This window comes from Terrabacter sp. NPDC080008, from assembly GCF_040702505.1.
Classification (GTDB): Bacteria; Actinomycetota; Actinomycetes; order Actinomycetales; family Dermatophilaceae; genus Terrabacter.
In genome coordinates this window covers 222597-246854 of sequence record NZ_JBFBLC010000007.1, presented here as the reverse complement: position 1 = coordinate 246854, position 24258 = coordinate 222597, and the positions used below count along the sequence as shown (strand labels likewise).

The 24258-nt window shown below is 71.1% G+C and carries 22 protein-coding genes; 4 read left to right on the top strand and 18 right to left on the bottom strand.

The window, feature by feature from the left end; genetic code table 11:
* Positions 1–133: 133 nt before the first annotated feature.
* The 13 genes from AB0316_RS18945 to AB0316_RS18885 form a co-directional block, all read right to left on the bottom strand.
* A complete protein-coding gene (locus AB0316_RS18945; RefSeq protein WP_366274664.1) occupies positions 134–1144 on the bottom strand; it encodes an agmatine deiminase family protein in 1011 nt (336 codons plus the stop codon).
* Positions 1145–1191: 47 nt separating this feature from the next.
* Positions 1192–2154 carry a nitrilase-related carbon-nitrogen hydrolase gene (locus AB0316_RS18940; RefSeq protein ID WP_366274647.1) on the bottom strand — a complete coding sequence of 321 codons (963 nt, stop codon included), beginning with the start codon at positions 2152–2154 and terminating at the stop codon, positions 1192–1194.
* Between the two features lie 79 nt (positions 2155–2233).
* A complete protein-coding gene (locus tag AB0316_RS18935; protein ID WP_366274646.1) occupies positions 2234–3082 on the bottom strand; it encodes a hypothetical protein in 849 nt (282 codons plus the stop codon).
* A complete protein-coding gene (locus tag AB0316_RS18930; RefSeq protein WP_366274643.1) occupies positions 3066–3707 on the bottom strand; it encodes a hypothetical protein in 642 nt (213 codons plus the stop codon). The genes AB0316_RS18935 and AB0316_RS18930 overlap by 17 nt, the downstream gene beginning before the upstream one ends.
* A gap of 23 nt (positions 3708–3730) precedes the next feature.
* Positions 3731–5038, bottom strand: a complete 1308-nt coding sequence (locus AB0316_RS18925) for an MlaD family protein (RefSeq protein WP_366274641.1) — start codon at positions 5036–5038, stop codon at positions 3731–3733.
* Positions 5035–6297 (bottom strand): MCE family protein, encoded by a 1263-nt coding sequence (locus tag AB0316_RS18920; protein WP_366274639.1) that lies wholly within the window; start codon positions 6295–6297, stop codon positions 5035–5037. Before AB0316_RS18920 ends, AB0316_RS18925 begins: the two co-directional genes overlap by 4 nt.
* On the bottom strand, positions 6294–7505 hold the full coding sequence (locus AB0316_RS18915; protein WP_366274638.1) for an MCE family protein: 1212 nt from the start codon (positions 7503–7505) through the stop codon (positions 6294–6296). The genes AB0316_RS18920 and AB0316_RS18915 overlap by 4 nt, the downstream gene beginning before the upstream one ends.
* A complete protein-coding gene (locus AB0316_RS18910; RefSeq protein WP_366274636.1) occupies positions 7505–8536 on the bottom strand; it encodes an MlaD family protein in 1032 nt (343 codons plus the stop codon). Before AB0316_RS18910 ends, AB0316_RS18915 begins: the two co-directional genes overlap by 1 nt.
* Positions 8533–9564: an MCE family protein gene (locus AB0316_RS18905; RefSeq protein WP_366274634.1), complete on the bottom strand. Its 1032-nt coding sequence runs from the start codon at positions 9562–9564 to the stop codon at positions 8533–8535. The genes AB0316_RS18910 and AB0316_RS18905 overlap by 4 nt, the downstream gene beginning before the upstream one ends.
* Entirely contained in the window at positions 9561–10928 is a 1368-nt protein-coding gene (locus AB0316_RS18900) for an MCE family protein (RefSeq protein WP_366274632.1), read from the bottom strand. Before AB0316_RS18900 ends, AB0316_RS18905 begins: the two co-directional genes overlap by 4 nt.
* Positions 10925–11689, bottom strand: coding sequence for an ABC transporter permease (locus tag AB0316_RS18895; RefSeq protein ID WP_366274662.1), 765 nt, complete (start codon positions 11687–11689; stop codon positions 10925–10927). The genes AB0316_RS18900 and AB0316_RS18895 overlap by 4 nt, the downstream gene beginning before the upstream one ends.
* Before the next feature lie 112 nt (positions 11690–11801).
* A complete protein-coding gene (locus AB0316_RS18890; RefSeq protein WP_366274660.1) occupies positions 11802–12506 on the bottom strand; it encodes an ABC transporter permease in 705 nt (234 codons plus the stop codon).
* Between the two features lie 68 nt (positions 12507–12574).
* Positions 12575–13612: an ABC transporter ATP-binding protein gene (locus AB0316_RS18885; RefSeq protein ID WP_366274631.1), complete on the bottom strand. Its 1038-nt coding sequence runs from the start codon at positions 13610–13612 to the stop codon at positions 12575–12577.
* 157 nt (positions 13613–13769) lie between these two features.
* Between AB0316_RS18885 and AB0316_RS18880 the strand changes: the two genes are divergently transcribed.
* Positions 13770–14240, top strand: coding sequence for a DUF4178 domain-containing protein (locus AB0316_RS18880; RefSeq protein ID WP_366274630.1), 471 nt, complete (start codon positions 13770–13772; stop codon positions 14238–14240).
* A gap of 34 nt (positions 14241–14274) precedes the next feature.
* Here the strand turns inward: AB0316_RS18880 and AB0316_RS18875 are convergent, their stop codons facing one another.
* Positions 14275–15240 (bottom strand): hypothetical protein, encoded by a 966-nt coding sequence (locus AB0316_RS18875; RefSeq protein ID WP_366274628.1) that lies wholly within the window; start codon positions 15238–15240, stop codon positions 14275–14277.
* A 264-nt stretch (positions 15241–15504) separates the two neighbouring features.
* Between AB0316_RS18875 and AB0316_RS18870 the strand changes: the two genes are divergently transcribed.
* Both AB0316_RS18870 and AB0316_RS18865 read left to right on the top strand, forming a co-directional pair.
* Positions 15505–16896 carry an FAD-linked oxidase C-terminal domain-containing protein gene (locus AB0316_RS18870; protein WP_366274626.1) on the top strand — a complete coding sequence of 464 codons (1392 nt, stop codon included), beginning with the start codon at positions 15505–15507 and terminating at the stop codon, positions 16894–16896.
* On the top strand, positions 16896–18020 hold the full coding sequence (locus AB0316_RS18865; RefSeq protein ID WP_366274624.1) for an alanine--glyoxylate aminotransferase family protein: 1125 nt from the start codon (positions 16896–16898) through the stop codon (positions 18018–18020). Before AB0316_RS18870 ends, AB0316_RS18865 begins: the two co-directional genes overlap by 1 nt.
* Before the next feature lie 399 nt (positions 18021–18419).
* On the opposite strand, the gene rplL is transcribed toward AB0316_RS18865, so the two are convergent.
* Both rplL and rplJ read right to left on the bottom strand, forming a co-directional pair.
* Positions 18420–18806, bottom strand: coding sequence for a 50S ribosomal protein L7/L12 (gene rplL / locus AB0316_RS18860; protein ID WP_142181367.1), 387 nt, complete (start codon positions 18804–18806; stop codon positions 18420–18422).
* A gap of 66 nt (positions 18807–18872) precedes the next feature.
* Positions 18873–19460, bottom strand: a complete 588-nt coding sequence (gene rplJ, locus AB0316_RS18855; RefSeq protein WP_142204280.1) for a 50S ribosomal protein L10 — start codon at positions 19458–19460, stop codon at positions 18873–18875.
* A gap of 317 nt (positions 19461–19777) precedes the next feature.
* On the opposite strand from rplJ, the gene AB0316_RS18850 reads away from it, so the two are divergent.
* Positions 19778–20662: a DUF3152 domain-containing protein gene (locus tag AB0316_RS18850; RefSeq protein WP_366274622.1), complete on the top strand. Its 885-nt coding sequence runs from the start codon at positions 19778–19780 to the stop codon at positions 20660–20662.
* Between the two features lie 53 nt (positions 20663–20715).
* On the opposite strand, the gene AB0316_RS18845 is transcribed toward AB0316_RS18850, so the two are convergent.
* Positions 20716–21969: a choice-of-anchor P family protein gene (locus AB0316_RS18845; RefSeq protein ID WP_366274621.1), complete on the bottom strand. Its 1254-nt coding sequence runs from the start codon at positions 21967–21969 to the stop codon at positions 20716–20718.
* Positions 21970–22227: 258 nt separating this feature from the next.
* Complete coding sequence (ggt, locus tag AB0316_RS18840; protein WP_366274659.1) at positions 22228–23919, bottom strand: gamma-glutamyltransferase; 1692 nt, start codon at positions 23917–23919, stop codon at positions 22228–22230.
* Between the last annotated feature and the right edge of the window lie 339 nt (positions 23920–24258).

Genomic DNA, 24258 nt, shown 5'->3' with positions numbered 1-24258 from the left:
CTTTGTTTCGTTCGTTTTGTTTGGTTTTGGCTAGACCTCTCCGCCCCCCGCGCGGGGGCTGGATCTCCGTCGTACGGCCATCAGCCCAGCTGGAAAGTGCCCACTCGACGTTGGGGGGACGCCGTGCGTGCGCTCAGAGGGCGGGCTGCTGCTGGGTGATGCAGTGGATGCCGCCGCCACGGTCGAAGAGCGCGCGAGCGTCCACGCCGACGACCCGACGGCCGGGGTACGCGTCGGCGAGCACCCCGAGCGACGCGTCGTCCTGCTCGTCCCCGAAGGTGCAGGCGATGACGCCGTCGTTGACGACGAGGTGGTTGATGTACGACCAGTCGACCGGGCCGTCAGCGTCCGCGAGCGTGCGTGGTGCCGGCACGCCGACCACCTCGAGACGGTGGCCTCGCGCGTCGCGCGCGTCCTCGAGCAGCTCGCGCAGCTGGCGCGACACCGCGTGATCGGGATGCGAGGGATCCCGCTGCTCGTGCAGCAGCACGACGCCGGGGCTCGGGAGCGTCGCGACGATGTCGACGTGTCCGCGGGTGCCGAACTCGTCGTAGTCGCGGGTCAGGCCCCGCGGCAGCCAGATGCAGGTCGTCGCGCCGATCGTGCGGGCCAGCTCGGCCTCCACGTCCGCACGAGTCAGCCCCGGGTTGCGGCCCGGGTCGAGCTGGACGGTCTCGGTCAGCAGCACCGTGCCGAGACCGTCCACGTGGATGCCGCCCCCCTCGTTCACCAGGCTCGAGCCGATCGCCTCCGCACCCGAGGCCCCGCCCACGAAGGCGCCGATCCGGGCGTCGTGCTCCCACGAGGCCCAGGACTGGGCGCCCCAGCCGTTGAAGACCCAGTCCACCGCGCCCAGGCGCGTCCCGTCGCCGGAGCGGACGAAGGTGGGTCCGATGTCGCGTATCCACGCGTCGTCGAGCTCGGCCTCCAGCAGCTCGACGTCCGGGTGCAGGTGCTCCCGGGCGATCGGCACGTCGGCGGGCACGACGACCATGCGCACCGGCTCGAACTGCACCGTCGCGTTGGCGACGGCGGCCCAGGTGCGGCGCGCCGTGGCGACCTCCTCGAGGGTGTCGCCCAGCGTGTAGCCCGAGCTCGGCCACGCCATCCAGGTGCACTCGTGGCGGTCGGTCTCGGACGGCATACGCCAGCCCGGCGCCACGCTCCCCTCGGGGGCAGGGACGGCGTCGGTCACTGGGCGACCTCGCGACGGTGCTCCGCGCGCACGGGGTCGGTCAGGGCGGCATACGAGTCGGGGCGCCGGGTCTCGAGGAAGGGGAAGAGCTCGAGCCAGTCCGCGCGCTGGGCGAGGTCGAGGTCGGCGACGAGGACCGCGGCCTCGTCACGGGGGGCCTGCACGAGGATGCGGCCGTAGGGGTCGCTGATGAACGAGCTGCCGTAGAAGGTGATGAGGCCCTCGGTGCCGAAGCGGTTGGGCACCACCATGAAGAGCCCGTTGGCGATGCCGTTGCCGACGATCACCTGCTGCCACAGCGGCTGGGTGTCGAAGTCGGGGTGGTCCGGCTCGGAGCCGATGGCCGTCGGGTAGCAGAGCACCTCGGCGCCGGCGAGCGAGTAGAGCCGTGCCACCTCGGGGAACCACTCGTCCCAGCACGTCGGCAGGCCCAGCTTGAGCGACGTGTCCTCGAGCGTCACGAGGGGGTACGCGTCCTCGGCCGGCCCGGGTCGGAAGTACTTGTCCTCGTAGTAGCCGGCCGTGACCGGGATGTGGGTCTTGCGGGTGCGCGCCACGATCTCACCGGTCGGCGCGACCACCACCGCGGTGTTGAAGCCGAGCCCGTCGCCCTGGTCGGCACGCTCGTACAGCGAGGCGTGGACGTGCACGCCGAAGTCGCGCGCCGCCGCCCGGGCGAAGGTGACCGTCCGGCCGGTCTCGAGGTCCTCGGCGATCGCGGACGGAGTGCCCTCCGGCAGGGTGTCGGCCGGGTAGCGCGAGAGCGTCAGCTCGGGCAGGAAGACGACGCGGGCACCTGCTTCCGCCGCGGTGCGGATGCCGTCGCGCAGGGTCTCGACGAGGGCATCCGGGTCGTCCGCCCACTCGTGCTGGACGAGGCCGACGCGCACGGGCGGCGCCGTCGGCTCGTGGACTCGGGCAAGGGACTCGGGGACGCCATTGGCCTGGATGAGCTTCACAGCGTGAAGTATGCCAAGCGCCCGGTGTCCCCGGCCGTCCCCTGCGAGAGTCCCCGGGCCGCCCGCCGGTCGCCTTCCGTCAGTACGCCGCGAGCTCGCTGACGAGCCAGCGGTCCCCGGACTTGCGCATCGTGACGATCACGCGGTTCTGGTCTATGGCAGGCGTCGGCTGGGCCTTGGTGGTCGTGGCCTGGTTGACGAAGGCCATGACGCGGACCGTGGTGCCCTCACCGCCGTCGCCAGAGGCGTCCATGACGCCGGCCTCGTAGACCTTGGCCTGCACCGTCGCCTCGTTCTTGACGGCCATCGGCTTGATGTCGGTCGAGGCCACCTTGGAGAACTGGTCCTTGAACGGCGACGTGAGCTGCGGCAGCACCTCATCGACGTGCTTGTCGAACGAGGACCCGCTGTAGCTGAGCAGCGTCTCGAGGGTGGTGCGGGCCGACCCCACCGCCGCGCTCCGGTCGGAGTCGGAGACGACAGGACGCAGCGAGTAGACGAGCGCCACCCCGAGCAGCGCGAGCGCCAGGACCGAGGCCACCAGCGCCGGCCAGAGCCGGGCGTTGCGTCGTGCCGGTCGGCCGGGGTCCCCGTCGAGCTCGTCACCCTGCTCGTCACGGGCCTCTTCACGGGCCTCCTCACGGGCGTCGTCGCGGGGCTCGTCGCCCTGCTCGTCAACCGGCTCCTCACGAAGGGCGTCCGGGACGTCACGGGATGCGTGACGGGGCGTCTCGCCGTCGCGCGTGGGCTCGTGACGGAAGTCCTCGAGGAGCTGGTCGGCGTCCGGGCGCTCGAGCGTGGCCGTGCCGGTGCCGGCAGACGTGGTGGGCGGCGCCGGGGTCTGGGCCCTGCGGCGGGCACCGGCCACGCGCTTGCGCGCGACGCCCGGCGTCGGAGCGGGCCGGCGGGGGTCAGCTGACGAAGTCAAGGGTGCTCACCTTCCACGCGTCGCCGACCTTCACCAGGTCGAGGCGGAGCCGGTACGTCTTCTTCTCGGGCTGGGGGGTGGATGCGTTGGTGGTCGGGGCGATGACCCCGACGATCACCTTGGCCGAGTCCTGGTCACCCGAGACGAGGGCCGCCTCGGCACGTTCGACCGTGGAGACCGTCTTGTTCGCCGTCACGACGGGCTTGAGCTGCTTCAGCGTCGACGCGTACTCCGTGGCGAAGGTGCCGGTCGACTCGTCGAGGACGCGCTTGGTGTCGGCGTCGAACGTCGAGGCGCTCATCGTCACGAAGTTGACCGCGATCTGGCGCCCGGCGGCCAGGGCGGCCGCGCGCGCGTCCTCGTCGCGCTGCTGCTGCCAGGCCGAGCGCCCGGCCGTGGCCGTCACCGCAGCGGCGGCGACGACGAGCAGGGCCGCCAGGATCCAGAGCAGGCGGGGGCTCGGCCGCCACGTGCGGACTCCCCGGCGGCCCGCACGTGGCGTGTCTGTGGGTTCGCGTTCGCCGTGCTCCCCCCCGAGCGGCTCCGAGGCGCTCTCCTCGGGGTCGTCGGGGGCGTGCGCCGTCGTGGGCCGCTCGGTGTGTGAGCGGGTGGGGGCCATCGTCATCGAGGGGTTCCTTCCGTCACCGGCTAGCGGAGCGCCTCCTGCATCATCCAGAGCCAGCTCGTGCCGTTGTCGGTCCGTCCGTCGCCACCGGTCGGGACGACCGGCGACTGGACTGACAACGAGGCAGGACGGCCGGAGGTCACGGCCGGGTTTCCGAGGGCCACCGGCGTCGCCCCGAAGGCCATCGGGTAGCTGCGGCCGCCCTGGCCGCCCTGGCCGCCCGGCGTGGGCTTGGGGGCGTTCTGGGCCCCGCGGACGTTGACTCCGGAGCCTCGGGCCGCGGCGCAGTGGGCGTCCCGGTTGAGCGGTGGGAGGCCGGTGGTGCGGTTGGGGTCGGTCTTGGTCGTGCCCTCGTAGCCGACCTCGCAGGCCTTGGGGTCGTCCACGTTGAGCACGAGCCCGAAGTGCGCCGTGCCGTCGCCGGGGACGACGGTGAACCCGCCCGTCACGACGTCGGGGTAGGTGACGAGCAGCTGCTCGATGCCGTCGAGGCGGGCCGTCGTGACGTTGCCGACGGTGATGAAGTTGGCGAGCAGCGCAGCCAGGCTCTGCTTGTTCTCCGTGATGAGTGCGTCGAGCTGCGAGGTGGCGACGGAGCCACGGTCGAGGACCAGGCGCAGGTCGGGGTCGGCCTCGCGCAGGGCGTCCGCGACATCGGCGAAACCCGAGACGCTCTTGCGGATGTCCGCGCCGCTCTTCACCTGCGTGTCCAGGACGATCCGCCCGTCGTCGATGAGCTTCGTCGTCTGCGGCAGCGCCTCGGATGCCGCCGTGGTCAGCGCGTTGCCCGAGTCGACGAGACGCTGCAGGTCAGTGCCCCCGCCCTGGAAGGCCTTGGCCAGCTCGTCGACGGTGGTCACCAGCGCGTCCCGCGGCACCGAGGCGACCGTGTTGTCGACGTGCTGCAAAAGCTGGTCGATGCGCAGCGGGTAGGCGGTGCGGTCGCGCGGGATGACGTCGCCCGCAGCGAGGAACGGGCCGCTGCCGGTGCGCGGCTGCAGGTCGAGGTACTGCTCCCCCACCGCAGACCGGTTCTCGACGACGGCCGTGGTGTCCTTGGGGATCTGGGTGCCGCGGTCGAGCCTCGCGTCCACGGCCACGCCTGTGCCCGACAGGCGAAGGGCCTCGACCTTGCCCACGGTGACGCCGCGATACGTCACCTCGGCGCCGACGAAGATGCCGCCCGACTGCGCGAGGTCGGCCGACACAACGTAGCTGCCGCCTGCGATCTTGTCGGTGAGCCCGACGTAGTTGGCGGACAGGATCGCCACCAGGGTCACAGACAGCAGGGCGAAGGCGGCCAGCTGCAGGCGGACGGTGCGGGTGATCATCGGGAGCCTCCCGTCGGGAAGAGCGTCGACCAGGACGCCGCGTCGGGTGAGCTCGCTCCGGGGGCAGGCGCGCCGAGGAGGCCGCCCGGCAGTGTCGTCGGGAGCGGGACGCCCGACACGGTCGGGATCGGCACGTGGGGCAGCGACACCGACGGCAACGGCACCGACGGCAGCGGCACCGACGGCAGCGGCACCGACGGCAGCGGCACCGACGGGAGCGGAACGTTGGGCACCTTCGGCAGGCGTCCCACCCCGAGGTTGCCGGCGATCGTGTCGAGATTGGTGTCGAGGGTCGCCCAGAGGTTGGTGTAGTCGCCCTTGATCGTGTTCTGCGCGTTGTTGGGGAAGGGATAGGTCAGCAGCAGCTGGTAGCTCTTCGGCAGGTCGTCGCCCGCCTTGTTGAGCTGGCGCAGGATCGGGCTGATCGCGCGCAGGTTGGCCTCGAGGTCGGCCTTCGAGCCGCGGATGACGCGCGTGCCGACCTCGCCGAGGTTCGCCAGGGCCGTGAGCATCGCGGTCAGCTGCTGTCGCTGGTCCGCGAGGATCTTCAGGCCCTGCGGCAGCTCGTCCAGCGCCGCAGCGATCTTGGACTGGTTGTCCGCCAGCGTCTTGGAGAGCCGGTCGATGCTGTCGATGGCGCGGACGATCTCGCCCTTCTGGGTGTCGAGGCCGCCGACGAACGTGTTGAGCTGGGTCACGAGGTCCTTGATGTCACCGGTGCGGCCGCGCATCGCGTTGTTGAGCTCGGTCTCGATCGTCTTCAGCTGCGCGACCCCGCCACCGTTCAGCAGCAGCGACATCGCGCCGAGGACCTCCTCGACCTCGGGGTTGCGGCTGGTGCGCGACAGCGGGATGCGGTCCCCCTCGCCGAGCCGCCCCTCGGGCGCCACGTCGGTCGGCGCAGCGAGCGCGACGTACTTCTCGCCGAGCAGCGAGGTCTGCTTCAGCTCGGCCGTCGCGTTGTCCGGGAGCACCACGCTGCGCGGCAGACGCATCCGCACGGTCGCCGTCCACCCGGTCACCTGGATGTCCTCGACCGAGCCGACCGTCACCTGGTTGACCTTCACCGACGATTGCGGCACGAGGTCGAGCACGTCCGCGAACTCCGCCGTGACGGTGTAGGAGTCGTCACCGCCGCCCGCCCCGCCGGGGAGCGGCAGGTCGTAGGCGCTGCAGCCGCCCAGGGCGAGCGCCGCGAGGGAGACCACCACGACGGCGCGAAAGGCGCGGCGCGGAAGGAAGGGGACGGCATACGTCATCGGGAGCCTCCTAGGAGTCCGCCGAGGGTGGGGTCGGCCCCGCGGAGGTTGACCAGGCCACTGGGCTGCGGAACCCCTTGGAGCGCGGTGCCGCTCGGAAGGGAGGGCAGCTTGGGCAGCAGCGGCAGCACGGCCTTCTTGAGGGTGTTGCACAGCTGCGTGCTGCCGGTGTTGGTCGGGCCGGAAAGGAGCGAGCAGACGAGCAGCAGTGGGTCGTCGAGGCCCTTGGCGTTGTTGCGCACGTCGAGCGTGCCGGTCTGAGGGTGGTAGGCGTTCTGCAGGTTGGAGAGTGCGACCGGTGCGTTCTCGAGCAGCTGCGCCAGTGCCTGCCGGTTCTTGGCCAGGGCGTCGGTCACGGTGACGGCGCGGTCGAGGTTGCTCTTGAGGAGCGCGCGGTTGTCCGAGACGAAGGTGGAGACCTCGTCGACCGCGACGCCCAGGCTCTGGAGCGTCGCCTTGAGGTTCTCGCGCTCCTCGCTCAGCTGCCCGGCCACGGTGGCGAGGTCGGAGTTCAGCCGGCGCACCTGCGCATTGTTGTCGGCCAGCATGGAGGTGAACGACTGCAGGTTCTTCACCGTGCCGAAGAGGTCGTCGCGGCTGCCCGACAGGGTCGAGAGGGCCGTCGACAAGTCGTGGACCGTGCCGTTGATCTTGTCGCCGTTGCCGCCCAGGTTGGCCGCCGAGGTGCGCAACAGCTGGTTGAGGGCGCCGTCCTTGTTGGCCCCGTCCGGTCCCAGCGCCACCATCAGGTCATCAAGGCTCTGCGACACGCGGTCGAGCTCGACGGGAACTGCGGTGCGCTCCAAGGGGATCCGGGTGCCGGCAGCGAGCGTCGGACCGGACTGGTAGACGGGCAGCAGCTGGACGTAGCGGTCGGACACGAGCGAGGGCGCGATGATCGCGGCCTGGGCCGAGGCCGGCACGCGGTACTTGTCGTCGAAGCTGAAGGTGACGTGGACGTGGTCGCCCTGGGGGGTCACGCTGTCGACCTGGCCGACCTTGACGCCGAGGATGCGCACGTCGGAGCCCGGATAGAGGCCGACGGCACGCGTGAAGTCCGCGCTGACGGTCGTCTGCCCCTGGCTCGGCCAGAACGCGACGACGGCGGCGACGACCGCCACGACGAGCAGGCCGGCGACGACCTTGCCGATGGCGGTCACGGGCGTGTGGAGCCGGCCGAACGGCATACGCGGCTGGGACGCGGGCATCAGCGACCACCTCCGGAGGTGCCGGGAAGGAGCAGGTCGGGCAGCTTCGTGCCGGGCAGGGCCAGGCCCGGGGTGCCCACGGGGACGACCAGGTTCGACACCCAGGTGTCGAACCAGCGCCCGGTGCCCAGGGTGTTGGCGTACACGCGGGTGAACGGCGCCATGGCCTGGATCGTCTTCTGCAGGTCGGTGTCGTGCTTCTGCAGCAGCGCGAGCGTCTTGTCGAGCTCGGCGAGCGCCGGCTTGAGCTGGGCGCGGTTGTCGCGGGCCAGGCCGGTCAGCTGCTGCGCGAGCGCCGAGGTGTTGCGGAAGAGGGTGCGGATGTCGTCGCGGCGCTTGACGAGCTCGACCATGAGCAGGTCGGCGTCGTGGATCAGCGTCCCCACCTGCTGGTTGCGGCTGCGCACCAGGCCGCTGACGCTGTTGGCCCGCTTGAGCAAAGAGCCGAGCTCGGCGTCGCGGCTGGCCACGGTGCGCGAGAGGCGGGAGAGCCCGTCGAGGGTGGCCCGGACGTACTGCGGGCTGTCCTTGAACTCGGAGGCGATGACGGTCAGGGACTTCGCGAGCTGGTCGGTGTCGATGCGCTCGGTCGTCGTGGTGAGGTCCTGGAAGGCGTTGATGACGTCGTAGGAGCTGACGGTGCGGGCCACCGGGATCTGGGTGTCGGGGTCGAGCTGGCCGCGGCCCTTGGGGTCGAGCGCGAGGTACTTCTCCCCCAGGATCGTCTTCATCCGGATCGAGGCGCCGGTCTGCGGCCCGAAGCTGGCGTCCTCGGTGATGGTGAAGTCCACGCGGACGTGGTCGCCCTCGAGGTCGACGCCGGTCACCTTGCCGACCTTGACCCCGGCGATGCGGACGTCGTCGTCGGGCTTGATGCCGCCGGCTTCCGTGAAGGCGGCGCTGTAGGCCGTGCCGCCGCCGATGATCGGCAGGCTGGAGGCGTTGAAGGCCAGGTAGAGCAGCACCGCGATGACGAGCAGGCCGACCGCGCCGATGGGGACCGGGTTGCGCTCCCGGAAGGGGATGCTCATGACTTGCACCTCGCGGACGCGACGTCGTAGGTGGGGCTGACGCCCGGCAGGATCGGGCTCTTGGTGTCGAACTTGCAGAGGTAGAAGTTGAACCACGAGCCGTAGGTGGCCGTGCGCGTCAGCGTGTCGATGCGATTCGGCGCGTTGCTGATGAAGGTCTCGAACTCCTTGACGTTCGACGGCTTGTTCAGGGTGGTCGCCAGGGTGCGCAGCTGCGCGACGTCGTCCTTGATCAGCGGGCGGGTCGACACGAGTAGGTCGGCGGTCTGCGCGGACAGGTCGTTGATCCCGGACAGCGAGCGGCCGATGGTCTCGCGGTCGGCAGCAAGGCCGCTGGTGAAGCGCTGGAGCTGGTCGATGAGCGAGAGCAGCTGCTGGTCGTGGGCGTCGACGGTGCCGAGCACCGCGTTGAGGTTGTCGATGGTGCGGCCGATGACGGCGTCGCGGTCGGCGATGGCCGAGGTCAGGCTGGCCGTCTTGGCCAGGAGCGTGTTGACGTCCCCACCCTCGCCCTGCAGGGTCTGGATGAGCAGGCCGGACAGCTCGTTGACGTCGCTCGGTGAGAGGGCGGCGAAGAGCGGCTTGAAGCCGTTGAACAGGACGGTGAGGTCGAGCGCCGGGTGGGTCCGGGAGAGCGGGATCGTGGCGCCGTCGGCGAGCGGGGCCGGCGACCCGGTGCCCTGGCTCAGCGCGAGGTAGCGCTGACCGACGAGGTTGCGGTACTTGACCGTCACCTCGGTGCCCTGCGTCAGGACCGAGCTCTTGAGGACCGAGAAGTCGATCTCGGCGGTGGCGCCGTCGGACGTCGCGTCGTGGGCGACGCGCACGTCGGTGACCTCCCCCACCCGGACGCCGGCGATGCGCACGTCCTGGCCGGCGAGGACTCCCGTGGCATCGCTCACCTCGGCCGTGTAGGTGGCCTTGTCGCCGAGCTGGATGTTGGCGATCGTCAGCGCGAGGATGCTCGTCGCGAAGAGCGTGACGGCCGCGAACACGATGAGCTTGACGAGCGGGCCCCTGACCTTCATCGGGTGCTCACCACCGTTCCGCGCATCATCGGGCCCGCCAGCAGGGCCTGGATGCCGCTGGCGCCCGGTGTGGCCTGCAGGCCGTCGCGGCTGAGCAGGGCCCCGATGACCTGCTGCTCCTCCGAGGTGCCCGCCGTGCCGGAGTCGGCCGCCGAGGCGTCGCCGAGCAGCGCCGACGGGATGTCGGAGAAGGGCGGCGCGTTGCTGGCCGGCTTCGTGCCGTCCGCGAAGTGGTTGCCCCGGAAGGGGTTGGACTGCGAGCCGCCCGGCGTCGGCAGTCCGTAGCAGTGCGGGCCGCGCTTGTCCTCCCAGCGAGGCTCCTCGCCGGGCCGGTACGGCTGGCGCGGCGGCACGACCTCGAGGGTGATGTGGAAGGTCCCGCCCGCGAAGGCGGCGTTGGCCCGCGGGATCCAGTTGACCAGGCCCGAGGCGACGCAGGGGTAGATCGGGGAGTACTCGGCGAGCAGCTGCAGCGTGGGTCGGCTGACACGCCCCACCTGGATGATGCGCTGCTCGTTGTCGCGCAGGAAGCCGGCGGTGTCGTTGGCGAAGCCGGCGGTGCCGACGAGGAAGGCGGCGAGCTGCTGGTCCTTCTCGACGACCGTCTTGTTCGTGACGCGCAGCGACTCCGTGAGCCGGAAGAAGTCCGGGGCGACCCCGTTGTAGAGGTCGGCCGTGTCGGCGAGCAGCGAGATGTCCTTCTGGAGCGTCGGCATGCTGGGGTTGAGGGCCTTGAGGTAGCGGTCGACGAGCGTGAGGTTGCGCCCGATCTGGTCCCCGCGTCCGTCCAGGGTCGTCGAGAGGGCGTTGAGCGTGGTGGCCAGCTTTGCCGGCTGGACCGTGCGCAGGAGCGGGTAGAGGTTGTCGAGGACCGTCTCGAGCTCGATGGCGACCTTGCTGCGGTCCTGCGGGATGACGTCCCCGGCGCGGATGGGGCGAGCGGGCGTGCCGGTCGTCTCGAGGTCGACGTAGCGCTCGCCGAAGAGCGTCTTCGGCAGCACCCGCGCCCGGACGTTCGACGGGATCCGGGCCACCTCGTCGGGCTGCAGCGCCAGCTCGAGACGGGCGCCCGTCGGTGTGGCCTCCACCGTGCGGACCTCCCCGACGAGCAGCCCCCGCAGCTTGACGTCGGAGCTCTCCTGCAGCTGGCTGCCGAGACGATCGGTCTCGAGCGTGACCAGCACAACGGGGGTGAAGCGCTTCTGGAACGAGGCGACCGCGAGCCCGAGCAGCAGGGCCAGCACGACGAGGAAGACGAGGCCGTATGCCTTCTGTCCCAGCCGCTTTCGCGTGTGCTGGGTGAGAGGTCCCGGCGTCGCGTCGGTGCTGACGTCGGTGACCGCCTCGGGCGGGACGGCGCTCACCCGGCGATCCTCACGCTCGTCGTCGCGCCCCAGATCGCGAGCGACAGGAAGAAGTCGACGATGTTGATGGCCACGATCGAGGTGCGCACCGCGGTGCCCACCGCCACGCCCACGCCGGCAGGCCCTCCCGAGGCCGTGTAGCCGTAGTAGCAGTGGATGAGGATGATGACGACGGCGAAGACCATCACCTTGGCGAACGACCAGAACACGTCGCCCGGGGGCAGGAACAGGTGAAAGTAGTGGTCGTAGGTGCCCTCGGACTGCCCGAAGTACGTCGTCGAGATGAAGCGCGTGGCGGCATACGAGCTCAGCAGGCCCAGCACGTAGAGCGGGATGACGGCGATGAAGCCGGCGATCATGCGCGTCGTCACGAGGAACGGCAGCGACGGGATGCCCATCACCTCCAGGGCGTCGACCTCCTCGGAGATGCGCATCGCCCCGAGCTGGGCGGTGAAGCCGCAGCCGACGGTGGCCGCGAGCGCCAGCCCCGCGACGAGCGGGGCGATCTCGCGGGTGTTGAGGTAGGCGGCGAAGAAGCCGGTGAAGGCGCCGGTGCCCAGCTGCTCGAGGGAGGAGTAGCCCTGCAGGCCGACCTCGGTGCCGGTGAAGAAGGCGAGGAAGGCGATGACGCCGACCGTGCCGCCGATGACCGACAGGGCTCCGGTGCCGAGGGAGACCTCCGCCAGCAGGCGTACGACCTCCTTCTTGTAGCGCCGGATCGTGCGTCCGCTCCACGCGAGGGAGCGCACGTAGAAGCGCATCTGCTCGCCCAGCGAGTCGAGGGCGCGGGAGGGCCGGCTCGCGAGGTCGAGCACGCGCTCGGCGCTCGCCGAGCGCGTCCGGTTCGAGGTGTTCGTCGCCATGGTCGCCTCCTCAGATCTTCTGCGGGACGACTTGGAAGTAGACGGCCGTGATGACGAAGTTGACGACGAACAGGAGCATGAAGGTGATGACCACGCTCTGGTTGACGGCGTCGCCCACGCCCTTGGGACCGCCGCCAGCGTTGAGGCCCTTGTAGGCCGCGACGATGGCCGCGATGGCCCCGAAGATCAGCGCCTTGATCTCTGCGGTCCAGAGGTCGGGCAGCTGGGCCAGGGCGGTGAAGCTCGCGATGTACGCGCCGGGGGTGCCGCCCTGCACGATGACGTTGAAGACGTAGCCGCCGACGACCCCGACGACCGACACGAGCCCGTTGAGCAGCACGCCGATGAGCATCGAGGCGAGCACGCGGGGTACGACGAGACGCTGGATCGGGCTGATGCCGAGCACCTCCATCGCGTCGATCTCCTCGCGGATCTTGCGGGAGCCGAGGTCGGCGCAGATGGCGGAGCCGCCGGCGCCCGCGATGAGCAGCGCGGTGACGATCGGGCTCGCCTCGCGCAGCACGGCGAGCACGCTCGCGGCGCCCGTGTAGGACTGGGCCCCGAGCTGTCGCGTCAGAGTGCCGAGCTGCAGGGCGATGACGGCACCGAACGGGATGGACACCAGGGCCGTCGGCAGGATGGTGACGCTGGCGATGAACCAGGCCTGCTGGATGAACTCCTTGACCTGGAAGGGCCGCTTGGGCAGGGCCCGCATCACGTCGAGGGCGAGGGCGAAGAGCGAGCCCGACTGGCGGAGCACGCCGGTGAGGGGTGCGGCCACGGTCAGCTCACCTCGCCGACGAGCTCGGGGTCGGTGGGCGCGGGCACGACGGCCGTCGGGGCGCCGGCCTCGATCGGCGCCTCGTGGCGCACGCCCGGCACGCCGGCCCTGTCGGTGAGGAAGGACCCGGGCGGCGGGGTGACGCCGTTCGTCCGGCACCACTCCCCGGCCGGGCGCTCGGCGCGGCGCGGCGACCCGTCGCTCGTGCCGAGCTGCAGGGGGATCGGCGGCAGCGGCGGCAGCTCCTGCCCCTGCTCGGCGGCCAGCTCCTCGGCGTCCTTCTCCTCGGACATGCCGATCGGCCCCACGGTCTGCGCGTTGAGGAACTGGCGCACGACCGGCTCCTCCGAGCTCAGCAGCATCTCCCGCGGGCCGAACATCGCGAGGTGCTTGTGGTACAGCAGGCCGATGTTGTCGGGCACGGTGCGCGCCGTGTTGATGTCGTGCGTGACGATGAGGAACGTCGCGTCGATCTGCGCGTTGAGGTCGATGAAGAGCTGGTTGATGTAGCTCGTGCGCACCGGGTCGAGGCCGGAGTCCGGCTCGTCGATGAGCAGGATCTCGGGGTCGAGCACGAGGGCGCGGGCGAGCCCGGCTCGCTTGCGCATCCCGCCCGAGATCTCGCCGGGCAGCTTGCCCTCCGCGCCGGAGAGCCCGACGAGGTCCATCTTCTCGGTGACGATGCGCTTGATCTCCGCCTCGGTCTTCTTCGTGTGCTCGCGCAGCGGGAAGGCGACGTTGTCGTAGAGGGTCATCGACCCGAAGAGCGCGCCGTCCTGGAACAGCACGCCGAACAGCTTGCGCACCTCGTAGAGGTCGGCTTCGCGCAGGCGCGTCAGGTCGCGGCCGTTGATGACGATCGAGCCGGCATCGGGCTTGAGCAGGCCGACCAGCGTCTTGAGGAACACGGACTTGCCGGTGCCCGAGGGCCCGAGCATGACCGAGATCTCCCCTGCGGGAAGCGTGAGGGTCACGTCCCGCCAGATCGTCTGCGACCCGAAGGTCTTCGTCAGACCCTTGACCGCGATCTCCACACCCATGTGGTCTCCACCATGACTTTCCGCCGTCTCGACTCGGCTACGGGGGAAACGAGGGTCCGGGACGGAAGTTACGCCCGGGTTCGGCCGGGTTCGGTGCCACGGGTGGTCCCCGGCCGCGACGGCTACCCTGTGGGCACAGCGGGACCGGGGAGGGGCCATGCGTGCAGATCTTCGGGCGTCACAGGTGGCGCCCGGTGCGGTGCTCGAGCTGGAGGGTCGATCCTTCCAGGTCGTCGGCTCGCTTCACTTCGACATGCGCGGCGCGCTCTGGGCCGAGCACTGCATCAAGGGCGAGCACGGGCGTCCGGAGTGGCTCTCGATCCGACCGCGGGGCGAGCTGACGGTCGTGCACTGGGTCGCACGCCCGGAGCTGGAAGGCGAGCCCGGGGGCGCCGTGCTCGAGATGGACGGTCGCACCTGGTCCCGGATCGAGTCGGGCACCGCCCGTTACAGCGCCGAGGGCCACACCGGCACCGGTCGCAGCGGGAGCTGCGAGTTCGTCGAGTACGCCGACGGCGACAGCCGCCTCGTCTACGAGAGCTTCGACGGCGGCGTCTGGGAGATCAGCGTCGGACGCCTGGTCGACCGAGCTCTCGTCCACTGCTACCGAGAGGTCGCCGGGGCCTGAGCCTCGTTGTGCGGCGGCGTCGCTCGACCTCTGCTCAGTCGTGGGCGGCTGTCACCTCGCGGGTCACGACCTGTCCCTCCGCCCGGACCGTGACCGTCGCGACGCGTCCCTCCTGGCCCAACGCCGAGAGACGGGCGAGGATCTCGCCCAGCCGGTCGAAGGTGTCGGCCGTCGGGATCGGCGCCTGTCCGTCGGCGTTGCCCGACAGCCCCGTGAGCCGGTGGTCCGGGCCCACCGTGAGGACTGCCGTCAGGCGCTCGACGCGAGCGCCTCGCTCGGCCTCGACGCCTTCGCGCAACGTGCGCGCCAGCTCGTCGAGCACGTCCGAGACGTCCGAGGACGTATGCCGTCCCGCGGGGTCTGCGGTCGGCTCCCCTGCCGTGGGCGCGGCCTCCGCGGGTGGCGCGCCGTCCGGCCGGGCGGACTGCTCCCCTTCGTGGACCCCGCCCTGCTCGGACCCGGTGCCCAGGACCGGCTCGCCCTCGGGACGGGTCGTGTGGCCCTCGCTGAGGAAGCCGATGGCGGCGAACTGGATCTTGCTGAAGTCGACCTCCGGGTCGCGCGCGAGCGAGTTGTCGATCACGTAGGCGAGGTTGACCGCGAGGTCCTTCATCCCCGGGTGCAGCTGCTGCCCGACGAAGCGGGCGCACAGCAGCATCGCGTGCACCCGCACCATGGTGCGTCCCTTGCGGTCCTGGACGCGCTGCTGCGCCTCGACGCGCCCGAGGTCGAAGTCGGCGGCGGGGTAGAAGTGCAGTGGCCGCTCCAGCACGAACAGCGAGTAGTCAGGCCGGTCCGAGCCGGGCATGAGCCGGTAGAGCTCTCCGTTGAGGGGGAGCTGCCACTCGAGCTCGGGAGGAGCGACCTCGAAGCGCGTCACGCTGACCAGCGGCCCGTAGCGCCCGGTCGGGCTCGAGGCGCCCGTCGCGCCCGACGCGCCTGCCGGGCCCGAACCGCTCTGCGGAGCGGACGTCGTCGGCGGCTGCACCGATGGCGTCACCGGCAGAGTGGCGGTCCCGTCACCTGCTGCCGGAAGAGGCGGGACCGGAGGCTCCTCGGGCGCGCTGTGGTGGGCAGGGTCGGAGCCTGCATCGGCAGGCTTGAAGGTGCGCGACAACCATCCCATGGCGGTCAACCTACCCGGGAGCTGGACGCGATCGGACGGTCCGGCGCGGCGCGCGGTGTCCCGGAAACGGTGCGCGACGGCATACGCCATCTCTCGCCCCGGGGCGCGGGACGCGGAGGGCGTGGTTACGGTGTTCGGGTGACGACAGTGAGCAAGGACGCTCCCGACCTGCTGGGCCTCGACGGGCTCGCCGGGTCCCTCACTCCCGGAGCGCTGCTGACGGAGCCCGAGAGCGTGGCGGCCTACCGGTTCGACTACACGGCAGACGCGGGCGCCGGCCTGCCGCGGGCCGTGGTGCGGGCGACGTGCGTGGCGGATGTGCAGGCCACCGTGCGGTGGGCGGCCGAGCACGGCGTGGCCGTGGTGCCCCGCGGCGCGGGCAGCGGCCTGTCCGGCGGCTCCAACGCCGTCGACGGTTGCCTGGTGCTCAGCCTCGAGCGGATGCGCGCGGTGGAGATCGACCCCGCCACCCGGACCGCCGTCGTGGAGCCGGGAGCGCTCAACGTCGAGGTGAAGCACGCGGCCGCCGAGCACGGGCTGTGGTACCCGCCTGACCCGTCCTCGTTCGAGATCTGCTCGATCGGCGGCAACGTCGCGACCAACGCCGGCGGGCTGTGCTGCGTGAAGTACGGCGTGACGACCGACTACGTGCTCGGCCTGGACGTCGTCCTCGCGGACGGCACGCTCGTGCACCTGGGCGGCCAGCGCGTCAAGGACACCGCGGGGCTCTCGCTCGTCAAGCTCTTCGTCGGCAGCGAGGGCACGCTCGGGATCGTGACGAAGGTGACGCTGCGGCTCGTGCCGGCCCAGGCGCCGCCCGCGACGCTCGTCGCGACGTTCGACACGGTCGAGGACGCCGCCCGGGTGGTCGTCGCCATCGGCAACACGCTGCGCGCGTCGATGATGGAGCTGATGGACTCGGCCTCGATCAATGCCGTCGAGGACCACCGCAGCATGGGGCTCGACCGGGAGGCCGGGGCGATGCTGTTGGCGCAGTCGGACGCGCCGGGCGCGGCCCGCGGCGAGGAGATCGCGGCCATGGAGCGGCTCTGCGAGGCAGGCGGCGCCCGGGAGTGCTTCACGACGACCGACGCCGCCGAGGGCGAGCTGTTCGTCGCCGCTCGACGGGCCGCGATCGTCGCCATCGAGCGGCGCGGCGCGATCATGCTGGAGGACGTCGGCGTGCCCGTGCCTCGGCTGCCCGACCTGCTGACCGGCATCGCGGAGATCTCGCGGCGGCACGAGGTCGAGATCCCTGTCGTGGCCCACGCGGGCGACGGCAACACGCACCCGGTGATCGTCTACCCAGCCGGGGACGAGGCCGCCAGGGAGCGGGCCGCGCAGGCCTTCTCGGAGGTCATGAGCCTCGCCATCGGGCTCGGGGGGACAATCACCGGTGAGCACGGGATCGGCCGGCTCAAGCGCGCGGCCCTGCCCGAGCAGCTCGGCCCGGACGTGATGGCCCTGACCCACCGCATCAAGAACGCCCTCGACCCGCAGGGCATCCTCAACCCCGGAGCAGGATTCTGATGACGACCTCCCCCACCTCGAGCCGGCGCCCCATCGCGGAGCGGCACCTCTTCGGCCCCGGGCCGTGCAACCCCTACCCGGAGGCGACGCTCGCGCTCGCGGCTCCGTTGCTCGGGCACCTCGACCCCGACTTCCTCGCCATCATGGACGAGACGTGCGAGCTGCTCCGCGAGCTGTGGGGCACCGACAACCGCCGCACGCTCCCCTTGTCGGCGACCGGCTCGGCCGGCATGGAGGCGGCCTTCGTCAACACCGTCTCCCCCGGTGACGTCGTCGTCGTGGCCGTCAACGGGCTCTTCGGCGAACGCATGGTCGACGTGGCCGGCCGGCACGGCGCCGAGGTGGTCCGAGTCGACCACGAGTGGGGCACGCCGGTCGACGCCGAGCGCGTGGCGGCCGCCCACCCGGCACCGAAGATCATCGCCGCCGTCCACGCCGAGACCTCGACCGGCGTGCGATCCGACATCGCGGCGCTCGGCGCGGTCAAGGGCGACGCGCTGCTCCTCGTCGACGCCGTCACGAGCATCGGCGGCATCGAGCTGCGGGCCGACGACTGGGGAATCGACATCGGCTACGCCGGGTCGCAGAAGTGCCTCGGCGTCGCCCCGGGACTAGCGCCCTTCACCATCAACGACCGGGCCTTCGAGCGCCGGGTCGAGAAGCCGTCGTCGTGGTACCTCGACCTCGGCCTGCTCGGCGGCTACGTCGGCGAGGCCTCGGGAGCCGGCCAACGCACCTACCACCACACCGCCCCCACCGCGATGGTCGCCAGCCTGCACGCAGCCCTGCAGCGCATCACCGACGAGGGCTTGGAGAAGGTGTGGGACCGCCACGCCGAGGCCGGTCGTCTCCTTCAGGACGGGTTGCAGGAGATGGGGCTGGCCCTCTTCGCGCAGGAGGGGTCCCGCCTGCCCGAGCTGACGACCGTGCGGGTTCCCGACGGCGTCGACTCCGCAGCTGTACGCCGTTACCTCCTCGAGCGCCACGACCTCGAGATCGGCGCCGGCGCCGGGCAGTTCGCCTCCACCGTCTGGCGCATCGGCCTGATGGGCCACAACGCCCGCCCCGACCGCGTCGCCCTGATCCTCGCTGCTCTCAAGGACGCCCTCGACCACGCCAGCTGACCACCAGCTGACCAGCCGCGCCTGAGTCGAGGTGATCGGCGACCGCACCCGGTCGCCGATCACCTCGACTGGCGGCGGTGCGCGACACGGTCAGCTGTGGACGACCGCAGCAAAGTGCCCACTCGACGTCGAGGAGGGGCCGACGGCCAGCCCTCGAACGTCGAGTGGGCACTTTGCGACGCCTGTCCACAGGGAGCGGGGCGTGGCGGCGCGAGCGGCATCGGCGGCGGGCACGTCGCGCTGGGAGCCCGCGTGACGGCATACGCCCGCCGACGCTCCACGCCGCGAGCGGCGCTGCGCCCCGCGACCGACCAACCGGACAAAGGCGAAGGCGGGCCCGACCAGATGGTCGGACCCGCCTTCGCGGTAGAGCAGTGATCCCGGCTCGGCCGGGTCAGATCACTTGAGCTCGACGGTCGCGCCAGCGCCCTCGAGCTGCTCCTTGGCCTTGTCGGCCGCAGCCTTGTCGACACCCTCGAGAACGGGCTTGGGGGCGCCGTCGACGAGGTCCTTGGCCTCCTTGAGGCCGAGGCTCGTGAGCGCGCGGACCTCCTTGATGACCTGGATCTTCTTGTCACCGGCGGCGACGAGAACGACGTCGAACGAGTCCTTCTCCTCCTCCTCGGCGGGGGCAGCGGCGCCGCCACCGGCCGCGGGGGCGGCGGCAACGGGGGCAGCAGCGGTGACCTCGAAGGTCTCCTCGAACTGCTTCACGAACTCGGAGAGCTCGATGAGGGTCATCTCCTTGAAAGCGTCAAGGAGCTCGTCGGTGCTGAGCTTCGCCATGGTGGCTTCCTTCCTAGATAGTGCCGTGAGTGGCGTGTTGTGAATTGAGCTGGAGCGCAGGAGCGCTCAGCTCTCGTCGCCACCCTCGGCGACGTCGGTGGTTGCCTCGTCGGCCGCAGCGGCCGGCGTGGCGGTGCCCTGCTCCTCGAGCTTCTGGCGCAGGGCGTCGACCACGCGGGCCGTCTGCGACAGAGGAGCGACGAAGAGGTAGGCGGCCTTGGTGAGGGAGCCCTTCATGGCGCCCGCAAGCTTGGCCAGCAGAACCTCGCGGGACTCGAGGTCCGCGAGCTTCGTGATGTCCTCGGGAGCCAAGGGCTTGCCGTCGAGGACGCCAGCCTTGATCACGAGGAGGGGGTGTGCCTTGGCGAAGTCACGCAGACCCTTGGCCGCCTCGACCGGGTCACCGGTGATGAAGGCGATGGCCGACGGGCCCTGGAGGTGCCCGTCGAAGGCCGTGATCCCGGCCTCCTTCGCGGCGCGCTCCGTGAGCGTGTTCTTGACCACGGCGTAGGTGGCGTGTTCCCGGATCGAGCTGCGCAGCTGCGAGAGCTGAGCCACGGTCAGACCGCGGTACTCGGTGAGAACGGCCGCACCGGACTCACGGAACTTGTCCGCGATCTCGGCAATGGCTGCGCTCTTCTCGGCGTTCGCCATCTGGGCCTCCTTCCCTTGCGTGGTGCCGCCGGCGGAAGGGGCCCGGAGGGCCTGCACGAAGAGAGCCCCGGCGCAGGGCGCTCGGGGCTCGGAGCGGCATACGATCACGTATGCCGTGAGGCTGAGTGTCCTGCGCTGGCTGCCCGCGTCGTGCGGAACCTTCGGGAGCTCGTGGTTGCCCACGCCTCCAACCGGCGGTCATTGGTCGTTGACCAGAGTACGGGCAAGCTCCCGCGCGGCCAAATCGGCCCGCGAACCGAGCGCAGGGCGGCGCGGGCTCCCGCTCGGCGCCGGGTAGGTGCCCTAGCGTGCAAAGCATGGCGACGAGCAGGCGAGCGGACCGCCCGACCCCGGCGCAGGGGCGGGCCATCCGGCGTCGACGCTCGTGGGCGGCCCTCGCCGTCGTGCTGTGCATCACTGCCGATGCCTGGTCCGTGTGGTCCTCGGTGCCCTCCGCCAGCGCCGGTGAGCCGATGGCGGACCGCCCGGCTCCGCAGGTCTCGTCCACGGCGAGCGCATCGCCGACGCCGCGGGACGAGGCGGAGCAGGTCCCGGATGCCGGGGCCGACTCGCCGGTCGGCGGCAGCTCAACGGCCGCCGGGAAGGGCAAGGGTGACGGCAAGGACGCCAAGGGTGCCGTCATCGAGTTGGGCTCGGGCCGGTTCACGGTGGTCGCCATGCCCGCCTCCGCGCTACGACCCGAGCCGTCGAGCGGGCGGACGGTCCGCTACACCGTCGAGCTCGAGGGCGGCCTCGACGTCTCCGCGACGGACTTCGCCACCACGGTTGGGTCGGTGCTGACCGATCCCCGCGGCTGGCAGACCGAGGACGGCGTCCGGTTCGTGAACGTGGCACCGGCCGAGGCGGCCAAGGGCGCAAAGGTCGACCTGCGCATCACGCTGGCCAGCCCCGACACCACCGACCGGCTCTGCGCACCTCTCGAGACGCGGGGGCAGGTCAGCTGCCACAACGGCGGCCGCGTCGTGCTCAACCTGCGTCGCTGGGTGCTGGGTGCGGAGGCGTACGGCAAGGACATTGCCGGCTACCGCACGTACCTGGTCAACCACGAGGTGGGGCACGGCATCGGTCACCCCCACGAGTACTGCGGCGGCAAGGGCAAGGTGGCCCCGGTGATGATGCAGCAGACCTACGGCCTCAAGGGCTGCACCGCGTGGCCCTGGCCCACCCCCAAGCCCGCCTGACACAGGTGGCCGCCGCCCCACGGGCGACGGCCACCTGCGCACCTGTCGGCGGCTCAGCTCACAGAGGTCGTCGAGGCGCCGACGCGCACCACGGACCCGGTCGGAAGCGACCCGAACACCCGGTCGGTGACGATCTCGATCATGACCACGTCGATCGACCTGGCGGTGCGCACCGTCTTGTGCAGGGTCACGCGTCCGAGCCCGGGCACGGTCAGGACGGTGTTCGGCTTCACCGCCGAGGAGAACGCCGGTAGCCCGGCGATGCGCAGCCCGACGAAGCGGGAGCTGTCACCCAGCACGGGCGCACCGGCGCCGGTCTGGGATGCCGAGGTCTCGGCGACGATGGCATCCGCGCTGATGAGACCGCCGAGGACCCGCGGGCCCGCGATGGTGCTCTTGACGAGGGAGCTGCGGGACGACGTCGTGACCTTGGACAGCACCTCCGTGGTGGTCGTTCCTGTCGACACCACGCCGGGGACTCCGGCTGTCGCGAGGGTCGCCTTGCCAGACCCGCCTGTGCACGCGGCGTACGCGAGAGCCGTCCTGCTGGAGGCCACTGCGCCGTTCGCGAGGCTGGCGGACGTGGCGTAGCCGGAGCCACCGACGAGACCCTGGATCGGGCGTGACAGCGCGGTGCGGGAGACCCCGACGTCGACCCGCGAGCCGATCGGCAGGCCGAGCGCGTTCCTGCCGGTGATCACCACCCGTAGCGCGACCGAACTGACCTGGAGGTCGTTGTCCACCATTGCCTTGGACTGCTGGTTGAGATAGACCGTCGCCAGGGCTGCGCCCGTCGAGGTCTTCAGCGAGATCGCCGAGTTCGGCGCGGGGACGGCGTTGAGTGACCGTTCGCCCACCTTGAGGCCCAGCAGCCGTGACGTGGCCGAGCCGGTGAGCGCACCCGACGCGCTGCGTGATGCGGAGCTCGTGGATGTGACCGTGTCCGCGTGCACCAGCCCGCCCAGCAGGTCCACGCCCGCGGTCGTGGCGCTCGCTCGACTGGAGTGCCCGGTCGTGCCCTGCGACGTGGAGGCACTGGTCCGGGTGGCCCCCACCGAGCCGACGCCGGGCAGGCTCACGGCGGCCGTCGAGCCGTTCACCGTACGTCCGAACGCCGTGGTGCAACCGATGGAGACGAGCGCGGTCGGTCCGGAGCGGACGACGCCCCCGACGACGGCATACGAGCCGTAGGCGGAGGCGCTGACCCCGAGGGTCGGGGTGGCGGCGGACGCCGGCGCGGCGCCCAGAGGCGCGGCCATCGCCGAGATGGCCGCTGCCGAGAGGATTGCAGTGAGCTTTCTGTCCACGGTGGTTCTCCTGTCATCGATGCCCTGCTCATCGATCCCCTGACCGATGTAGCAGATCCAACGACCCTCGGCGCCCCGGCGTTATGCGCCCTGCGTCCTTTTCGCCCTGTCCGACGCCCGCTCGACGTCGCGAAGTGCCCACTCGACGTCGCAAAGTGCCCACTCGACGTGGCGAGCCCCGCTGGGTGTGTCGGTGCAGCAAAGTGCCCACTCGACGTGCAGGTCGAGTGGGCACTTTGCGACAGACCGGGGGCGTGGTCAGCGCGTCGGGCGCACCACCATGGCCGAGCCACCACCGCGGCGGACCGGCTCGGCGGCCGCCTCGAACCTGTCGTGGCCGAGGCTGCGGATCGCCGTCACGGCACCGATCTCACCGGCGTCGGAGAGCTTGTGGCCGAGCTCCTGCAGCCCCGCGGCCTCGGGGCTCGCCAGGAACGCCGGCTCGGCGCCCTCGGACGAGCCGTTGCGTGACGAAAGCCGCGGCGCCGCGATGGCGTCGACGAGAGACAGGTTGCGGTCGAGGTAGCCGAGGACCGTCTGCGCCACCGACGTGATGATCGTGGCACCGCCGGGCGAGCCCACCGCGAGGAAGGGCTTGCCGTCCTGCATCAGGATCGTCGGGCTCATCGACGACCGTGGCCGCTTGCCCGGACCGGGGAGGTTGGGGTCGGGCACGCCGGGCGTCAGAGGCGTGAAGTTGAAGTCGGTGAGCTCGTTGTTGAGCAGGAAACCCCAGCCCGGGACCGTGATGCCCGAGCCACCGGTCTGCTCGATCGTCAGCGTGTAGGACGCCATGTTGCCCCACCGGTCGGTCGCCACCAGGTGCGTCGTCGACAGGCCCTCGTAGGGCTCCTTCTGAGCGGTCGTGCCGGGGGCGCAGGAGGTGTAGCTGCCGTCGGGCTCGCCGAACGGGATGGGCCGCGGCTGGGCCTTGTTCGGGTCGAACAGGCAGGCTCTCTCCGCAGCGAAGGCCGGGTTGACCAGTTCGGAGACCGGAACGTTCGGCACGTCGCCGACGTAGCGGTTGCGGTCGGCGAACGCCGTGGCCGACGCCTCGGAGAACCGGTGGAGGTAGTCGACGTCGGACACCTTCGACGTCGGCGTGCCGGTGCGGTCCTCGTAGGCCTTCATCAGGTTGAGGATCTCTGCCACGGCGATGCCACCCGAGCTGGGCACGGGCATGCCGTAGACGTCGAGACCCTTGTAGCTCGAGTGGATCGGCGCCTTGGTCAGCGCGCGGTAGGACGCCAGGTCGCGCAGCGTCATCTGCCCGCCCATGACGCTGACTCCGGGAGCCGTGTGCGGTGCATTGGACTCGCGGACGATCGCCTCGCCGAGGCGGCCGCGGTAGAGCTCGTCGACGCCGTGGGTTCGCAACGTGCGGTACGCCTTGGCCATGTCGGGGTTGGAGAACAGCGAGCCCACGGCCGGGGCCTGCCCATTGCGCAGGAAGACGCGCGCGGTCTCCGGGAACTTAGAGAACCGTGCCGCGTTCTGCGCCGTCTGGTCGTGGAACGTCTGGTCGACGACGAAGCCCTTCGCCGCCAGCCGCTCCGCCGGCTTCAGGGCCTCGTTCCACGACAGCGTGCCGTAGTCGCGCAGAGCCTTGGCCCACAGTGCGGGCGTGCCCGGCACCCCGATCGACAGTCCGGAGTTGACCACCGTGTTGAAGTCCATCGCGGACCCGTCCGGTTTGCGGAAGGTGTTCTCAGTGAAGGTCGCCGGGGCAGTCTCGCGCCCGTCGATCGTCGAGACCTTCTTGGTCTTCGCGTCGTAGTAGACGAGGAACCCGCCACCGCCGATGCCCGCACTGTAGGGCTCCGTCACCCCGAGAGCAGCAGCAGTGGCCACCGCCGCGTCGGCCGCGTTGCCGCCACGAGCCAGCACGTCGATGCCCACCTGCGAGGCATCCCGGTCGACGGAGGCGACCGCTCCCCCGGACCCGGTCATCACCGGGACCTTCGGCAGCGTCACCGACTTGCCGTGCCACCCGCGGTCGTGCCCGGACTTGGCAGGCGCCACGGAGGGTTGTGCCCCGGCCGCGGCCGGCAGCAACGAGAGTGGGAGTCCGACGACGAGAGCGCCGAGTACCCAGCGTGAACGTGTTGTGCGTGCGCTGTGACGACTCATCCTTCGACCGTAATGCGGCATCCCAGACACCGCCCGTCGAAACCCGTCCTCGAGACATCTGGGACGGAGCGCTCACTCGACTGGGACGGGGCGCTCGCTCGACTGGGACGGGGCGCGCTCTCGAGTGGGGCGGGGTGCGCTCTCGAGTCAGCCTGAGCC

Coding starts and splice junctions, on each gene's coding strand:
- AB0316_RS18945 (WP_366274664.1), bottom strand. CDS start 1,144: ATGCCGTCCGAGACCGACCGCCACGAGTGCACCTGGATGGCGTGGCCG.
- AB0316_RS18930 (WP_366274643.1), bottom strand. CDS start 3,707: ATGACGATGGCCCCCACCCGCTCACACACCGAGCGGCCCACGACGGCG.
- AB0316_RS18925 (WP_366274641.1), bottom strand. CDS start 5,038: ATGATCACCCGCACCGTCCGCCTGCAGCTGGCCGCCTTCGCCCTGCTG.
- AB0316_RS18920 (WP_366274639.1), bottom strand. CDS start 6,297: ATGACGTATGCCGTCCCCTTCCTTCCGCGCCGCGCCTTTCGCGCCGTC.
- AB0316_RS18915 (WP_366274638.1), bottom strand. CDS start 7,505: ATGCCCGCGTCCCAGCCGCGTATGCCGTTCGGCCGGCTCCACACGCCC.
- AB0316_RS18910 (WP_366274636.1), bottom strand. CDS start 8,536: ATGAGCATCCCCTTCCGGGAGCGCAACCCGGTCCCCATCGGCGCGGTC.
- AB0316_RS18905 (WP_366274634.1), bottom strand. CDS start 9,564: ATGAAGGTCAGGGGCCCGCTCGTCAAGCTCATCGTGTTCGCGGCCGTC.
- AB0316_RS18895 (WP_366274662.1), bottom strand. CDS start 11,689: ATGCGCTTCTACGTGCGCTCCCTCGCGTGGAGCGGACGCACGATCCGG.
- AB0316_RS18890 (WP_366274660.1), bottom strand. CDS start 12,506: ATGCGGGCCCTGCCCAAGCGGCCCTTCCAGGTCAAGGAGTTCATCCAG.
- AB0316_RS18885 (WP_366274631.1), bottom strand. CDS start 13,612: ATGGGTGTGGAGATCGCGGTCAAGGGTCTGACGAAGACCTTCGGGTCG.
- AB0316_RS18880 (WP_366274630.1), top strand. CDS start 13,770: ATGCGTGCAGATCTTCGGGCGTCACAGGTGGCGCCCGGTGCGGTGCTC.
- AB0316_RS18865 (WP_366274624.1), top strand. CDS start 16,896: ATGACGACCTCCCCCACCTCGAGCCGGCGCCCCATCGCGGAGCGGCAC.
- rplL (WP_142181367.1), bottom strand. CDS start 18,806: ATGGCGAAGCTCAGCACCGACGAGCTCCTTGACGCTTTCAAGGAGATG.
- rplJ (WP_142204280.1), bottom strand. CDS start 19,460: ATGGCGAACGCCGAGAAGAGCGCAGCCATTGCCGAGATCGCGGACAAG.
- AB0316_RS18850 (WP_366274622.1), top strand. CDS start 19,778: ATGGCGACGAGCAGGCGAGCGGACCGCCCGACCCCGGCGCAGGGGCGG.
- ggt (WP_366274659.1), bottom strand. CDS start 23,919: ATGACCGGGTCCGGGGGAGCGGTCGCCTCCGTCGACCGGGATGCCTCG.